Origin of the sequence: Streptomyces sp. NPDC006368, assembly GCF_040612535.1 — a bacterium.
Classification (GTDB): Bacteria; Actinomycetota; Actinomycetes; order Streptomycetales; family Streptomycetaceae; genus Streptomyces.
This window is the reverse complement of sequence record NZ_JBEXQK010000001.1, coordinates 210157-224253: the sequence shown is the minus strand read 5'-3', so window position 1 is coordinate 224253 and position 14097 is coordinate 210157. Positions and strand designations below refer to the sequence as shown.

Genomic DNA, 14097 nt, shown 5'->3' with positions numbered 1-14097 from the left:
CATGCGCCACACCACCGACCACCGGCCCGCTCTGCTGCTCGCCATGGGCCCCGGCATCGCGGACCGCCTGCTCACCGACGCCCACCGTGCCCGTCTCACCGCCCTGACGCGCACCGACCCCCGGCTCGTCGCGCACGACCTGGCCGCGCCCGAGCCGCCCGTCGCGGCGGCGCTCGCCGAGGCGGAGGTCCTCCTCACCTGCTGGGGCGCCACCCCCCTGACGGCCGGTGTCCTGGAGCGGGCCCCCCGGCTGCGCGCCGTCGTCCACGCCGCGGGCTCGGTCAAGCACCACGTCACGGAGGCCTGCTGGGCGCGCGGGATCGCCGTCACCTCGGCCGCCGCCGCGAACGCGCTGCCCGTCGCCGAGTACACGCTCGCCGCGATCCTCCTCGCCGGCAAGCACGTCCTGCGCGCCGCCCGGCGCTACGCGGAGCTGCGCACCGCCCACGACTGGCAGGGGGAGCTCGCCACGAGCGGCAACTACCGCCGCGCCGTCGGCGTCGTCGGCGCGTCCCGCATCGGCCGCCGTGTGATCGAACTGCTGCGCCCCTTCGACGTACAGGTGCTGCTGTACGACCCGTACGTGACGGCCGGCGAGGCCGCCGCCCTCGGTGTCGTGCCCATGTCCCTGGACGACCTGTGTGCCCGCGCGGACATCGTCTCGGTCCACGCGCCGCAGCTGCCCGCCACCCACCACTTGATCGGCGCCGCCCAACTGGCCCTGATGCCCGACGGAGCGACGCTCATCAACACCTCACGCGGCTCCCTCATCGACGGGACGGCGCTCCTGCCGCACCTCACCGCCGGGCGCCTCCACGCGGTCCTGGACGTCACCGACCCCGAGCCGCCGCCCCCGGATTCGCCCCTCTACCGCCTTCCCAACGTCCTGCTGACCCCGCACATCGCCGGCTCCCTCGGCAACGAGCTGCACCGCATGGCGGACCAGGCCCTGGACGAGCTGGAGCGCTACGTGCGGGGGGTGCCGTTCGCCGATCCGGTACGGCCGTCGGAGCTGAGCCGCTCGGCATAGGCCCACGTCAACGAGCGAGGCCCGGTGCCCCCGCGACGGGGGCACCGGGCCTCGGCTCTCGTTACCGGGCGTGTCAGTGGGAGTGGCCGTGACCGTGGCCGTGACCCGCGTCCGCCGGCTCCTCTTCCTTCTTCTCCACCACGAGGGTCTCGGTGGTGAGGAGGAGGGAGGCGATCGACGCGGCGTTCTCCAGCGCCGAGCGCGTGACCTTGACCGGGTCGATGACGCCGGCCTTCACCAGGTCGCCGTACTCGCCGGTCGCGGCGTTGAAGCCCTGGCCCTTGTCGAGCTCCGCCACCTTCGCGGTGATGACGTAGCCCTCGAGGCCGGCGTTCTCGGCGATCCAGCGCAGCGGCTCGACCGCGGCGCGGCGGACGACCGCGACACCGGTGGCCTCGTCGCCGGTCTTGCCGAGGTTGTCCTCCAGGACCTTGACGGCGTGGACCAGAGCGGAGCCACCACCGGAGACGATGCCCTCCTCGACCGCGGCGCGGGTCGCGGAGATGGCGTCCTCCAGACGGTGCTTCTTCTCCTTCAGCTCCACCTCGGTGGCGGCGCCGACCTTGATCACGCACACGCCGCCGGCCAGCTTCGCGAGGCGCTCCTGGAGCTTCTCGCGGTCCCAGTCGGAGTCCGTGGACTCGATCTCGGCCTTGATCTGGTTGATCCGACCGACGACGTCCTCGGACTTGCCGCCGCCGTCGACGATCGTGGTGTCGTCCTTGCTGACGGTCACGCGGCGCGCGGTGCCGAGCACCTCCAGGCCGGCCTGGTCCAGCTTGAGACCGACCTCCTCGGCGATGACGGTGGCGCCGGTGAGGGCGGCCATGTCGCCGAGCATCGCCTTGCGGCGGTCACCGAAGCCGGGCGCCTTGACGGCGACCGCGTTGAAGGTGCCGCGGATCTTGTTGACGACCAGGGTCGACAGGGCCTCGCCCTCGACGTCCTCGGCGATGATCAGCAGCGGCTTGGAGGAGCCGGCCTGGATGATCTTCTCCAGGAGCGGGAGCAGGTCCGTGATCGCGGAGATCTTGCCCTGGTGGATCAGGATGTACGGGTCGTCGAGGACGGCCTCCATACGCTCCTGGTCGGTCACCATGTACGGGGACAGGTAACCCTTGTCGAAGGCCATGCCCTCGGTGAAGTCCAGCTCCAGACCGAAGGTGTTGGACTCCTCGACGGTGATGACACCGTCCTTGCCGACCTTGTCCATCGCCTCGGCGATGAGCTCGCCGACCTGCTGGTCCTGCGCGGAGAGCGCGGCCACGGCGGCGATGTCGGCCTTGTCCTCGATCGGGCGGGCGGTGGCGAGGAGCTCCTCGGAGACCGCCTTGACCGCGGCGTCGATGCCCTTCTTCAGGGCAGCCGGGGAGGCGCCGGCGGCGACGTTGCGCAGACCCTCGCGGACGAGCGCCTGGGCCAGGACGGTGGCGGTGGTGGTGCCGTCACCCGCGATGTCGTTGGTCTTGGTCGCCACCTCCTTCACCAGCTGGGCGCCGAGGTTCTCGTACGGGTCCTCGATCTCGACCTCGCGGGCGATCGTGACACCGTCGTTGGTGATGGTGGGCGCGCCGAACTTCTTGTCGATGACGACGTTGCGGCCCTTGGGGCCGATGGTCACCTTGACGGTGTCGGCGAGCTTGTTGACGCCGCGCTCGAGGGCGCGACGGGCGTCCTCGTCGAACTTCAGGATCTTCGCCATGGGGCTGAATCAGTCCTCTCGATTGCGATCCTCGGCCGCGCCTGTAACGGCCGCCATCGCGTGAAACGAACCGCGCCCCTCGCAGCCCGGCGGTATGGAATCAGCGGGGCGGCCAGGGGCGCAGCTCAAAGCATTCTCTGCTTCGGGGTGACTTACTTCTCGACGATCGCGAGCACGTCGCGAGCCGAGAGGACGAGGTACTCCTCGCCGCTGTACTTCACCTCGGTGCCGCCGTACTTGCTGTACAGCACGATGTCGCCGGCCTTGACGTCGAGCGGCAGGCGCTCGCCGTTCTCGAAGCGGCCCGGGCCCACGGCCAGGACGACGCCCTCCTGGGGCTTCTCCTTCGCGGTGTCCGGAATGACCAGGCCAGAGGCGGTGGTCTGCTCGGCGTCGAGCGGCTGGACCACAATGCGGTCCTCAAGCGGCTTGATGGCAACCTTGGAGCTGGTGGTCGTCACGATCCGACCTCCCCCTTCGGAGATCTCGGGGTCAACTGTCTGAGGTGGCGACCAGGTGGATCCGTCGTCGCGGGTGCCGGACCTGCCCGTCGCTGTGTTGGCACTCTCCTGCGGGGAGTGCCAGAGCCGAGACTATGGCCGCGGTTAGCACTCGGTCAAGCGGAGTGCCAATTCACGACGGCGCGGCGTTTCGCGCGGGGCGCCCCGGAGCGCGTGGCGCGGGCGCTCCGGAGCGCGTGGCGCGGGGCTTTCCGGACGGCGTCGCGGGCCTACACGTAGTCCTCGAGCCGGGCCACCGCGTACCCCTTGGTCGTGACGACGTTCATCACGTGCCGGATCATGTCCGCCATGCTGCCGTTCCACTCCTGCTTGCCGCGGAAGTGGGTGAGGATGATGTCGCCGGGGTGCAGGTCCCGGTCCCATTCGCGCCACTCCATGTGGTCGGGGAACGCCTCCGCCGCCCACAGGGGCACGGCCTTGACGCCGCAGGCCCGGGCCGCCCGCAGCGTGTCGGCGTTGTAGTTGCCGTAGGGGGGCCGGAAGAGCGCGGGGCGCTTGCCGTACCGCTTCTCGATGATGTCCTGCTGGCCGCAGATCTCCTGCTTCTGCTCCGCGTACGAGAGGGCGGGCATGTAGCGGTGGTTGAGGGTGTGGTTGTGCAGGGCGGTGCCGCCGTCCCGCATCTTCTTGAAGTAGCCGTAGTCGTCCTTGACCACGTAGTCGCTGAGGAAGGCGCTGTACGGGATGTCGAGTTCGGTCATCATCCGCAGCAGCTCGGGGTCCTTCTCCGCACCGTCGTCGATCGTGAGGAAGACGATCCGCTCCTTGGTGGGGACGGTGGTGAAGACCGGCGGCAGGGTGGCGTCGCCGACCTCGAAGCCCTTACGGAACGTGATCTTCGGCTTGTCGGCGGGCGCGGGGGGCGGCGGCGCGAGCAGCGGGGCCTGCCGCAGTCCCCACTTGCGGGCGACGACGGCGCGGGCGGCGTGTGCGCGCCTGACCCTCTCCACGTACGCGCTGAGCGCGCCGGCCGGTCCGGCGGCGGCGCCCCGCTGCGGCTCGGGCTGACCGGCGGCGGGGGTGACCTCGTCGCCGGACCGCGTCGCGCAGGCCGAGGCGATCGTGGCGAGAAGCAGGGCGGTGAGCGTCAGACGCGCCCGCCGCCACCCCAACCGCCGACCATTACTCATTTGTGCTGTTTGTCTTACTAGCTGCATGGCGCCGCATCCTGTCAGCGCCGCGGCCCGCCGCCCGGCCGACACCGCCGCCCCGCGCGCACCATCCCCCTCCTGGCCCACAATGGGCCGGGTGACCGATCTCGCCGCCTTCTCCGCGCTCCTCACCGACGAGGGCCGAACCCTGCTCGCCGCCCTGCGCGACCACGACCCCGCACAGGAACTGGCCGTCGCCTCCCGGCTGCGCCGCGAACACCCGGCCGAGCTGGTCACGGCGGCGATCGGGCAGGCGCGGCTGCGGCAGCGGGCGGTGGCCAAGTTCGGCGCGCGGGACGCGTACCGGATGTACTTCACGCCCCACGGGGTCGAGCAGTCGACGCGGGCGACGGTCGCCGCCCACCGGGCCGCGCGCTTCCGGGACCTCGGGGTGCGCAGCGTGGCGGACCTGTGCTCCGGAATCGGCGGCGACGCCCTCGCGCTCGCCCGCGCCGGGATCCGCGTCCTGGCCGTCGACCGCGACCCGCTGACCGTCGAGGCCGCCCGTGCGAACGCCGAGGCACTGGGGCTGGCCGACCTGATCGAGGTGCGCTGCGCGGACGTCACTCAGGTCGACACCTCGGCGTACGACGCGGTGTTCGTCGACCCGGCCCGGCGCGGCGGACGTGGCCGGATCTTCGACCCCGAGGCGTACTCGCCGCCGCTCTCCTGGGCCGTCCGGGCGGCCCGTGAGGCACCGCACGCCGCGCTGAAGATCGCCCCCGGCATCCCGCACGAGGCGATCCCGGACGTGGCCGAGGCCGAGTGGATCTCGGACTCCGGTGACGTGAAGGAGGCGGTCCTCTGGTTCGGCACCCGCCCCGGCGCGATCACCGCCACGCTCCTGCCCGGCCCGCGCACCCTGACCGGCCGCGGCCTGCCGAACCCGCCGGTCCGCGAGGTCGGCGGCTACCTGTACGAGCCCGACGGCGCCGTGATCCGCGCCCACCTGGTCGCGGAGGTCGCCGAGGAGCTCGGCGGCGGGCTGATCGACGAGTCGATCGCGTACATCACCTCGGATGTGCTGCGCCCCACCCCGTACGCCACGGCCTACGAGATCACCGACCGGCTGCCCTTCAACGTGAAGAAGCTGAAGGCCCTCCTGCGCGAGCGCGAGGTCGGCACCCTGACGGTGAAGAAGCGCGGCTCGGCGGTCGAACCGGAGGAACTCCGCCGCAAGGTGAAGCCGAAGGGCCGCAACGCGGCGACGGTGTTCCTGACCCGGGTGGCGGGGGCGCCGACGATGCTGATCGGCCGTCCCGCGTAGCCGCCCGCCGGGTCAGCGGCGCGCGCCCGCCCCGGGCGCCCCGCCGACCGGGGTCGCCGTCACCGGGCGGACCGCCCAGCGGTAGTGGCCCACCGCCTTGGCCACGGCGATCAGGCCGTGCACCCAGAGGATGAGTCCGGCGCCCATGGCGTTTCGCGACCTCGGTGTACGTGTCCGAGCCCGGGCGGGCCGAGGCCGGGACGGCGAAGCAGAGCCACAGGCCCCACGCGCACAGCGCGAACCCGAGCAGCAGCCAGACGAGGCTGAGCACGGGCGCCCGGAAGCGGGCGTCGCGCTCGGGGTCACCGGCCGGCGCCGACCACTCGGCGAGCAGTGCGCGCGCCGCCCGGTCCCGGCGGACGGCGAACGCCACGACGAAGCCGGACCCGATCAGGGCGGCCGGCCCCGGACACACCCCGAAGACCGCCGACATGCCCACGAGGGGGTCCACCAGGTCGTCGTCCAGCGACATGCGCGGCGCCGACGAGCAACCAGCACCACTGCAGTACCGCCAGCATCGACAGGAACGACGTCAGCCGCCTGCCGCCCAGAATCCGCCGCACCAGGCTTTCCATGGCCCGCGCCCGGTCGGCGAGCAGGGCGTCGCGCTCCGGCCGGGTGCGCGAACGCGCGGGCGGAGGGGGCGGGGGCAGGGGGTCACGGCGCATGGCCCGAGGCCGGCGTCCGTGATCGTTCGATCGGCAGGGCCCTCTCCCGCGCGTCGCGCGTGAGCGACGACGCCCGTTCGAGCTCCGCCCCGCCTCGGCCGGCTCGGGGCTGCGGCCCCCGGGGGGCGTGTTCTTCTCGTCGGTGCGGATCATCGTCGGACAGCGCGGCACGGCCGTCTCCTCGGGTGCGGGAGCGGGGCTGTTCCCCGTCTTTCGACTCCTCCGTCGAACGGGGAGCGGCCGGATCGGCACCCGGCGCGGAGAACATGGGGATTCTCAGACGTAGTCCTCGAGGCGGGCGACGGTGAAGCCCTGCTCCTGGATGTGGCGCAGCATGTTGGCCGTCATCCCGGTCATCGACGTGCCCTTCAGATCCCGCGGTCCGCGGAAGTGGGCCAGGACGATGTCGCCGGGCCGGAGCTTCCTGTCGGCGCGCTGGTACTGCATGTTGGTGATCTGCATCGACTCGCGCCACAGCACGATCGCCTCGACACCGCACCGGGCCGCCGCGGCCCGCGTGTCCTCGTTCCAGTTGCCGTAGGGCGGGCGGAAGAGGCGGGGGGTGGTGCCGTACGTCCTCCCGAGCTTCTCCTGCTGGCCGCAGATCTCCCGCTGCTGGGCCGCGGCCCCGAGGGTGCGGAGGTTCGGGTGGGTCAGGGTGTGGTTGGCGACCCCGGCCCCGTCCAGCTTGCTCAGCGGCGTGAAGTAGCCGTAGTCGCCGCGTATGGCCGCGTCGGTCAGGAACATCGTGAAGGGGACCTTCAGGTCCCGCATCATCGTGACGAACTCCGGGTCCTTCTCGGCCCCGTCGTCGAAGGTGAGGAAGACGACCTTGTCCTTGGTCGGTATCTCACTGATGACGGGTACGTGCCCGCCGCCGGTCTTCACGGGCTTGACCCCGGGCGGCGCGGGCGGCGCCGCGAAGGGCTTGAGCCCCCACTTCCCGTACGCCGCCGCCGAGCGGTCCGGCGCCCCGTCCTGTGCCTTGGGCGGCGCGGCGGTGACGGCGGTGGGCGCGGGCGCCGGTGCGGCGGCGCTCCGCGCCGTACAGCCCGATATGAGCAGGGCGGCGACGGCCAGTGCCGCCGCGCCCGCGATGTTCTTCCCCACCCTGCAACCCCATGTTCGTACGCCTGATCACTGCGTACTGCTTGACGGCTGATCCGGGCGCGGGGTTGCGTCACGTCCCGTGGGACTCGAAACGCCAGCGGTGCACGGGGCGGGTGACCAGGCCGGCGGCCGGTTCGGGGAGTTCGGGGAGGTCCGCGTCGTAGGGGGCGTCCCACCAGGTGAGCACCAGCACGCGGTCGCCGGGCGCCGTGAACGTCTCCCGGCGTACCGGCTCGGCGGCGAGGTCCCGCGCCCGCGCCCACTCCAGCAGTTCGGCGCCCCGGCCGGGAACCGCGCGGGCCTCCCACATCAGGGTGACCGTCACGAGTACAGGTTCTCCTTGCTGACCTCGTGCACGTGGTCGTGGTCGTGGTCGTGGCCGTGACCGGGTACGTGGGGGTCGGTCACCGGCAGGGAGGAGTCCGCCGACAGCTCCAGGTCGGAGGCCGGCCGGTTGCGCGCCACCATCTCGGCGCCCAGCGCCGCGACCATCGCGCCGTTGTCCGTGCAGAGCCCCGGCCGGGGCACCCGCAGCCGGATCCCGGCCCGCTCGCACCGCTCCTCGGCGAGCGCCCGCAGCCGCGAGTTGGCCGCCACACCGCCGCCGATCATCAGGTGGTCGACGCCCTCGTCCTTGCAGGCCCGTACGGCCTTGCGGGTCAGCACGTCGACGACGGCCTCCTGGAAGGACGCCGCCACGTCCCGTACCGGCACCTCCTCGCCCGCGTTGCGCTTGGCCTCGATCCAGCGGGCCACGGCGGTCTTCAGGCCGGAGAAGGAGAAGTCGTACGCGGGGTCGCGCGGCCCGCTCAGCCCGCGCGGGAAGGCGATGGCGTCCGGGTCGCCCTCCCGGGCCAGCCGGTCGATCACCGGTCCGCCGGGGAAGCCCAGGTCCAGCACGCGGGCGATCTTGTCGAACGCCTCGCCCGCCGCGTCGTCGATGGTCGAGCCCAACGGCCGCACGTCCGCGGTGATGTCGGGCGCGAGCAGCAGGGAGGAGTGGCCGCCGGAGACCAGCAGGGCCATCGTCGGCTCGGGCAGCGGGCCGTGCTCCAGCTGGTCGACGCAGATGTGCGAGGCCAGGTGGTTCACGCCGTACAGCGGCTTGTTCAGGGCGTACGCGTACGCCTTCGCCGCCGAGACGCCGACGAGGAGCGCGCCCGCGAGGCCGGGGCCGGCCGTGACCGCGATGCCGTCGAGGTCCCGGGCGGAGACGCCCGCCTGCTTCAGGGCGCGCTCGATGGTCGGGACCATCGCCTCCAGGTGGGCGCGGGAGGCGATCTCGGGTACGACGCCGCCGTACCGGGCGTGGGTGTCGACGCTGGACGCGACGGCGTCCGCGAGCAGGGTCGTGCCCCGGACGATGCCGACGCCGGTCTCGTCGCAGGAGGTCTCGATGCCGAGGACGAGGGGTTCGTCAGCCATGAGTCTCAGTTCCTTGTACGTCTGGTGCGTCCGGTGCGTCCTGTACGCGCAGGCGCATGACGAGCGCGTCGATGTTGCCCGGCTGGTAGTAGCCGCGCCGGAAGCCGATCGGTTCGAAGCCGAAGCGCTCGTACAGCTTCTGGGCGCGGGTGTTGTCCACGCGCACCTCGAGGAGCACCTCGTCGCACTCGAAGGCGGTGGCGTGCTGGAGCAGATCGGTCAGGAGCCGGGCCCCGAGGCCCGTCCCCCACTGGTCGCGGGCGACGGCGATGGTCTGGACGTCGCCGAGGCCGCCGGCCGCGGCGAGGCCCGCGTAGCCGACGAGCCGGCCGCCCGGGGTCTCGGCGACCACATAGCGGCGGGTGGCCCCCGGCCCGCGGGCATGGGCGAGTTCGGACCAGAACATGCCCTCCGACCAGGCGTCCTCGGGGAACAGCTCCCGCTCCAGCTCCAGGACCGGTGCGATGTCCCACCAGCGCATCTCACGGAGCGTGGCCAGGGCGGGGGCCGCAGGGGTCGTGGGGGTCACTTCGGGGTGACCACCTTGTAGTTCTTGGGCACCTGCGCGTCGGGGCGCCGCAGGTAGAGCGGCCTGGGCTCCTCGAACGGCTCCCCCGCCCTCAGCCGGGCGGCGGCGAGCGCGGCGAGGGCGGATGCCGACTGGTGCTCGGGGTCGCGGGCGTCCGGGAACACCTCGCCGTACAGCCGCGCGCCGGCGCCGACCGCCGGGAAGCCGGCGACCTGGTCGGCAATGTCGGCGGGGCGGTCGACGGCGGGGCCGGTGACGCGGGTGCGGCTGTTGTCGTACCGCGCCCAGTAGACCTCCTTGCGGCGGGCGTCCGTCGCGACGACGAACGGCTCGTCGATCCCGGAGGCGTACGCGAGCCCGTCCAGCGTGCACAGCCCGTGCACCGGTACGCCGCCGAGGGCGGACGCGAACGTGGCGGCGGTGACGAGCCCGACCCGCAGCCCCGTGTACGGGCCGGGGCCGACGCCCACGACGATGCCGGTCACGGCGTCGAGCTCCCGGCCGGCCTCCCGGAGCACCCGGTGGACGGCGGGCAGCAGCAGCTCCCCGTGGCGGCGGGCGTCGACCTGGCTCGACTCGGCGATGACGGAGTCCCCGTCGTGGAGGGCGACGGTGACGGCGGGCGTGGCGGTATCCATGGCGAGCAACAGCACGCGAACAGCCTACGGCTCCGCGGGCCGGGGCACGGCGCCCCGGTCCTCAGGTGTGCTGCTGCTACCGTCACATCAATACGTACGGGTCGAGAGGTGGGCAGCAGGGTGGCAAGGAGCAGCTCGGGATTCGTGGCCGGGCTCACCGCGGCGGCGCTGGCGGTGGTCGGCTTCCTCGCCTACCAGGCCTCGGCGAACGCCCCCGCCGACCTCGCGGCCGCCCCGTCCGCCCCCAGCTCGTCGCCGTCGGCTCCCGCGCCGGGCGGCCCGAAGCAGCCGGCGGAGGACCCGGCGGCCCTGCCGCTGAAGTCGGGCACCGGTACGCGGGTCGTGTACGCGCTGGGCGAGAAGCGGGTCTGGCTCGTGGACGGGAAGAACCGGGTGACGCGCACCTTCACGGTGGCGCCGAGCACCGTGCACCCGAAGCCGGGTACGTACACGGTGACGTCCCGCTCGGGCCAGGTGCCCGGCTCCGACGGCGTCCCGATCGAGCACGTGGTGCGGTTCGCGCACATCGACGGGGTGACGATCGGTTTCAGCGCGGCGGTGGACGGCACGATGCCCACCCCGGACCCGGCGCGCAGGACGGGCGGGATCCGGATGACGCGGCCGGACGGCGACGCGATGTGGACGTTCGCGACGGTCAACTCGAAGGTCGTCGTCGTCCCGTAACGGGTGACCTCCCGCACGGGCGCTACGCGGCCTCGGGCGTCTCGTCCCGCTCCTCCGGTGCGTCACGCCCGTCGTGTACGTCCTGTACGCCCCGCACGCCCTCGTCGTCGCCTTCCGCGCCTGCCCGGGGCGGCGTGGACACGGCGCTGGCCGCCGCGCACGACGCCAGCAGATCACGCATGGACACATCCTGCTTCGACGTCGTCATGGTCGCCTCCTCGGCTCCGGGGCGGGCGTAGTTAGGTAGACCTAACCAGGTCCTGGTATCCATGTGACCACGCGTCGGAGGTACGGCGCAACATTGTGCCGACGTCTTGTCGGAAAGTACGGCGTGCCGTTACCGCAGGGTCAGATCCACGCCCGCCCAGCGCGTCCCGAGCCCGGTGAGCGTCACCACGCGCCGGTCGTCGTCGGTCGCGCCGACGACCCGGTGGATCACCACGTGCAGCCGGTCCTCGGTCAGGTCCTCGACCTTGCCCTCGCCCCACTCCACGACCACCACGGAGTCGGGCAGGGAGACGTCCAGGTCGAGGTCCTCCATCTCGTCGAGGCCGCCGCCCAGCCGGTACGCGTCGACGTGGACAAGCGCGGGTCCGCCCACCAGCGAGGGGTGGACGCGCGCGATGACGAAGGTCGGGGACGTCACCGCCCCGCGCACGCCGAGCCCCTCGCCGAGCCCGCGCGTCAGGGTCGTCTTGCCCGCGCCGAGCTCTCCGTTGAGCATGACCAGGTCACCGGGGCGCAGCAGCTTCGCGAGCGCGCGACCGAGCTCCTGCGTCTCCTCGGGCGTGTGAAGGGTGAATCGGGCGGTGGCCTCGGCCGGCTCAGCCGCCGGGCTGTGCGGTGCTTCCATAGGTGCCAACGTTAGTCGCTGCCGGCACCGCGCCCACCCGCACCAGCAGGTCGGCGAGGCGGTCGGTGACCACCTCCGGGTGCTCCAGCATCACCAGGTGCCCGCCGTCCTCCACGATGACCAGCTCCGCGTCCGGCAGCAGATCGGCGATGGACTCGGTGTGCGAGCTCGGTGTGACCAGGTCCTTGTCGCCCGCCAGGGCGAGGGCCGGCACCTCGGCGAAGACGCCCAGCGCGTCCGACTTGTCATGGTCGGTGAACGCCGGGTAGAACTCCGCCACCACGTCGATCGGCGTGCCCTCGATCATCCGCTCCGCGAACCGGACGATCGCCGGGTCCACGTCCCGCGACGAGAACGAGTACCGCTTGATGAGCCCCGCGAAGAGGTCCGCGGTGGCCCCGCGGGCCCGCTCCACCAGCTGCGCCTGTGAGCCGAGCGCCCGCAGGACGCCCGGCAGCACGCGCCGTACGGCGTTGACGCCCGCCACCGGAAGCCCGTAGTTCACCTCGCCGAGCCGGCCGCACGACGTACCGACGAACGCGACGCCGACGACCCGCTCGCGGATCAGTTCCGGGTACTGGTCGGCCAGCGCCATCACCGTCATGCCGCCCATCGAGTGCCCGACCAGGACGAGCGGCCCCTCGGGCGCCGCCGCGTCGATGACGGCCTTCAGGTCGCGGCCGAGCTGGTCGATGGAGACCGGCACCGAGTCCGGTCCCAGCCGCTGGGCGACACCGCGCCCGGAGCGGCCGTGGCTGCGCTGGTCCCAGTGCACGGTGCGCACCAGGCCGCGCAGGGCGGCGCGCTGGAAGTGCCAGGAGTCCTGGTTGAGGCAGTAGCCGTGGCTGAAGACGACGGTGACGGGCGTCGGCGTCCTGCTGCCGAACAGACGGCGCCGGCGCGGTGCGGGCGCGCCGCTCTCCGCCGTGCTCTCCGCCTCGGCCTCGTCGACCTCGTAGTACAGCTCGGTGCCGTCGTCGGCGGCGGCGCGGCCCGGGGTGCCGCGCAGCGCGCCGTAGGGGCCCGCCGCGTCCAGCGCGAGGCGCGCCTTCCTGCGCATGCCGCGCCCGACCGTGAGCCGCTCCATGGCCACGCCGGCCGCCGCGCCCGCCGCGACGACGCCTATCGCGGTACCGGCGAAACCGGCGCGGCGCCAGTTGCCGGCCGCCGCGGCCTCCACCGCGCTGGTCTCACTCACCACGCCTGCTCCTCGTCGGTCAGGTCCCGCTCGCGTGCGACGCGTCCGTGGGCGTCACATCCGTGGGCGTCACGTCCGTATAGACGCGTGGTACCCGCGATCCAATCCGGGTCACGATCTCGTACGCGATCGTGTCCGCGGCCCGGGCCCAGTCCTCGGCGGTCGGCTCACCCTGGTCGCCTGCCCCGAACAGCACGACTTGTGCACCCGGCTCGACGACATCCCCTCCGAGGTCGACGACGAACTGGTCCATCGCGACCCGCCCGGCGACCGTCCGCACCTTGTCGCCGACCAGCACCGTCCCCCGGCCCGAGGCGTGCCGGGGGACGCCGTCGGCATACCCCAGGGGGACGAGACCCAGCGTGGTCTCGCGCTCGGTGACGTAGTGGTGGCCGTAGCTGACGCCGTGCCCGCCCGGCACGTTCTTCACCAGCGCGAGGCTCCCCACCAGCCGCATCACGGCTCGCAGGCCGAAGTCCGCGGCCGGACCGATCTCCGAGCTCGGCGAGACGCCGTACATGGCGATCCCGGGCCGGACGAGGTCGAAGTGCGTCTCGGGGAGGGTGAGAGTGGCCGGGGAGTTGGCCATGTGCCGCACCTCGGGCTCCACACCGGCCTTCTCGGCGTGGGCCAGCATCTCGTGGAACGTGTCCAGCTGGGCGGTGATGGAGGGGTGTCCGGGCTCGTCCGCGCACGCGAAGTGGGACCAGAGGCCGGTGACCCGGATCAGCCCCTCGGACTGCGCCTTGAGCGCCTCGCCGACGAGCCGGGGCCAGTCGGCGGGCTGGCAGCCGTTCCGCCCGAGGCCGGTGTCGGCCTTGAGCTGGACGCGTGCGACCCGGCCGGCCTCGCGCGCCGCGCGGGTGACCTCCTCCAGGGCCCACAGGCCGCTCACCGTCATGTCGAGCCGGGCCTCGATCCCCGCCCGCCACGGGCCGCCGGGCGTCCACAGCCAGCACAGGACGGGCGCGTCGATGCCGGCCGCCCGCAGGGCGAGCGCCTCGTGCGGCGTGGCGGTGCCGAGCCAGGTGGCCCCGCCCTCCAACGCCGCCCGTGCGCAGGGCACGGCCCCGTGTCCGTACGCGTCGGCCTTCACGACGCCCATGACCTGAACGTCCGTCCCCACGCGCCGCCGCAGGGCACGCACATTGGCGCGCAGCGCCCCGAGGTCGATCTCGGCGCGGGCGCGAAGGGTCTCCGGTGTCTCACTCATCGCGCCCAGTCTCTCAGGTGCCCGCCCCGGTTCTTCCGGTGTCCCCGCCCCGACAGGCGCGCCCCCGCCGCGTCGGAGGCGCACCCCGGCCGCGTCGGGGTCGCGCGC

General features: G+C 73.0%; 16 protein-coding genes. 3 read left to right on the top strand and 13 right to left on the bottom strand.

The window, feature by feature from the left end; all coding sequences use genetic code 11:
* Nucleotide 1: 1 nt before the first annotated feature.
* Entirely contained in the window at nt 2–1030 is a 1029-nt protein-coding gene (locus ABZZ38_RS01170) for a hydroxyacid dehydrogenase (protein WP_356734401.1), read from the top strand.
* Nucleotides 1031–1103: 73 nt separating this feature from the next.
* Here the strand turns inward: ABZZ38_RS01170 and groL are convergent, their stop codons facing one another.
* The 3 genes from groL to ABZZ38_RS01155 form a co-directional block, all read right to left on the bottom strand.
* Nucleotides 1104–2732 (bottom strand): chaperonin GroEL, encoded by a 1629-nt coding sequence (gene groL / locus ABZZ38_RS01165; RefSeq protein WP_356734400.1) that lies wholly within the window; start codon nt 2730–2732, stop codon nt 1104–1106.
* A 152-nt stretch (nt 2733–2884) separates the two neighbouring features.
* Nucleotides 2885–3193, bottom strand: a complete 309-nt coding sequence (groES, locus tag ABZZ38_RS01160; protein ID WP_189529651.1) for a co-chaperone GroES — start codon at nt 3191–3193, stop codon at nt 2885–2887.
* A gap of 269 nt (nt 3194–3462) precedes the next feature.
* The gene (locus ABZZ38_RS01155; RefSeq protein ID WP_356734399.1) at nt 3463–4383 is read right to left on the bottom strand and encodes a polysaccharide deacetylase family protein; all 921 of its coding nucleotides are present in this window, start codon (nt 4381–4383) and stop codon (nt 3463–3465) included.
* A 109-nt stretch (nt 4384–4492) separates the two neighbouring features.
* Between ABZZ38_RS01155 and ABZZ38_RS01150 the strand changes: the two genes are divergently transcribed.
* Nucleotides 4493–5671: a methyltransferase domain-containing protein gene (locus ABZZ38_RS01150; protein ID WP_356734639.1), complete on the top strand. Its 1179-nt coding sequence runs from the start codon at nt 4493–4495 to the stop codon at nt 5669–5671.
* A gap of 12 nt (nt 5672–5683) precedes the next feature.
* On the opposite strand, the gene ABZZ38_RS01145 is transcribed toward ABZZ38_RS01150, so the two are convergent.
* The 6 genes from ABZZ38_RS01145 to tsaB all read right to left on the bottom strand — a co-directional run bounded on the left by ABZZ38_RS01145 (nt 5684) and on the right by tsaB (nt 10056).
* A complete protein-coding gene (locus ABZZ38_RS01145) occupies nt 5684–5818 on the bottom strand; it encodes a hypothetical protein (RefSeq protein WP_356734398.1) in 135 nt (44 codons plus the stop codon).
* 797 nt (nt 5819–6615) lie between these two features.
* Nucleotides 6616–7449 carry a polysaccharide deacetylase family protein gene (locus ABZZ38_RS01140; protein WP_356734397.1) on the bottom strand — a complete coding sequence of 278 codons (834 nt, stop codon included), beginning with the start codon at nt 7447–7449 and terminating at the stop codon, nt 6616–6618.
* Between the two features lie 70 nt (nt 7450–7519).
* The gene (locus ABZZ38_RS01135; protein ID WP_356734396.1) at nt 7520–7774 is read right to left on the bottom strand and encodes a hypothetical protein; all 255 of its coding nucleotides are present in this window, start codon (nt 7772–7774) and stop codon (nt 7520–7522) included.
* A complete protein-coding gene (gene tsaD, locus ABZZ38_RS01130) occupies nt 7771–8874 on the bottom strand; it encodes a tRNA (adenosine(37)-N6)-threonylcarbamoyltransferase complex transferase subunit TsaD (protein WP_356734395.1) in 1104 nt (367 codons plus the stop codon). The genes ABZZ38_RS01135 and tsaD overlap by 4 nt, the downstream gene beginning before the upstream one ends.
* Nucleotides 8867–9355, bottom strand: a complete 489-nt coding sequence (gene rimI / locus ABZZ38_RS01125; protein WP_356734637.1) for a ribosomal protein S18-alanine N-acetyltransferase — start codon at nt 9353–9355, stop codon at nt 8867–8869. The genes tsaD and rimI overlap by 8 nt, the downstream gene beginning before the upstream one ends.
* A 44-nt stretch (nt 9356–9399) precedes the next feature.
* On the bottom strand, nt 9400–10056 hold the full coding sequence (gene tsaB / locus ABZZ38_RS01120) for a tRNA (adenosine(37)-N6)-threonylcarbamoyltransferase complex dimerization subunit type 1 TsaB (protein WP_356734394.1): 657 nt from the start codon (nt 10054–10056) through the stop codon (nt 9400–9402).
* 105 nt (nt 10057–10161) lie between these two features.
* Here tsaB and ABZZ38_RS01115 point away from each other — a divergent pair, with 105 nt between their 5' ends.
* Nucleotides 10162–10725, top strand: coding sequence for a hypothetical protein (locus ABZZ38_RS01115; protein ID WP_356734393.1), 564 nt, complete (start codon nt 10162–10164; stop codon nt 10723–10725).
* Between the two features lie 22 nt (nt 10726–10747).
* Here the strand turns inward: ABZZ38_RS01115 and ABZZ38_RS01110 are convergent, their stop codons facing one another.
* The 4 genes from ABZZ38_RS01110 to alr form a co-directional block, all read right to left on the bottom strand.
* Entirely contained in the window at nt 10748–10933 is a 186-nt protein-coding gene (locus ABZZ38_RS01110) for a hypothetical protein (RefSeq protein WP_356734392.1), read from the bottom strand.
* Nucleotides 10934–11062: 129 nt separating this feature from the next.
* Nucleotides 11063–11578, bottom strand: a complete 516-nt coding sequence (gene tsaE, locus ABZZ38_RS01105; RefSeq protein ID WP_356734391.1) for a tRNA (adenosine(37)-N6)-threonylcarbamoyltransferase complex ATPase subunit type 1 TsaE — start codon at nt 11576–11578, stop codon at nt 11063–11065.
* Nucleotides 11550–12776 (bottom strand): alpha/beta hydrolase, encoded by a 1227-nt coding sequence (locus tag ABZZ38_RS01100; protein WP_356734390.1) that lies wholly within the window; start codon nt 12774–12776, stop codon nt 11550–11552. The genes tsaE and ABZZ38_RS01100 overlap by 29 nt, the downstream gene beginning before the upstream one ends.
* A gap of 19 nt (nt 12777–12795) precedes the next feature.
* A complete protein-coding gene (gene alr, locus ABZZ38_RS01095) occupies nt 12796–13989 on the bottom strand; it encodes an alanine racemase (RefSeq protein ID WP_356734389.1) in 1194 nt (397 codons plus the stop codon).
* Nucleotides 13990–14097 lie beyond the last annotated feature (108 nt).

Bases quoted from the DNA above. Each gene is read 5' to 3' on its own strand.
- ABZZ38_RS01145 (WP_356734398.1), bottom strand. From the start codon at position 5,818: ATGGGCGCCGGACTCATCCTCTGGGTGCACGGCCTGATCGCCGTGGCC.
- alr (WP_356734389.1), bottom strand. From the start codon at position 13,989: ATGAGTGAGACACCGGAGACCCTTCGCGCCCGCGCCGAGATCGACCTC.
- ABZZ38_RS01155 (WP_356734399.1), bottom strand. From the start codon at position 4,383: ATGAGTAATGGTCGGCGGTTGGGGTGGCGGCGGGCGCGTCTGACGCTC.
- ABZZ38_RS01170 (WP_356734401.1), top strand. From the start codon at position 2: ATGCGCCACACCACCGACCACCGGCCCGCTCTGCTGCTCGCCATGGGC.
- ABZZ38_RS01110 (WP_356734392.1), bottom strand. From the start codon at position 10,933: ATGACGACGTCGAAGCAGGATGTGTCCATGCGTGATCTGCTGGCGTCG.
- groL (WP_356734400.1), bottom strand. From the start codon at position 2,732: ATGGCGAAGATCCTGAAGTTCGACGAGGACGCCCGTCGCGCCCTCGAG.
- tsaE (WP_356734391.1), bottom strand. From the start codon at position 11,578: ATGGAAGCACCGCACAGCCCGGCGGCTGAGCCGGCCGAGGCCACCGCC.
- rimI (WP_356734637.1), bottom strand. From the start codon at position 9,355: ATGCGCTGGTGGGACATCGCACCGGTCCTGGAGCTGGAGCGGGAGCTG.
- tsaD (WP_356734395.1), bottom strand. From the start codon at position 8,874: ATGGCTGACGAACCCCTCGTCCTCGGCATCGAGACCTCCTGCGACGAG.
- ABZZ38_RS01150 (WP_356734639.1), top strand. From the start codon at position 4,493: ATGGGCCGGGTGACCGATCTCGCCGCCTTCTCCGCGCTCCTCACCGAC.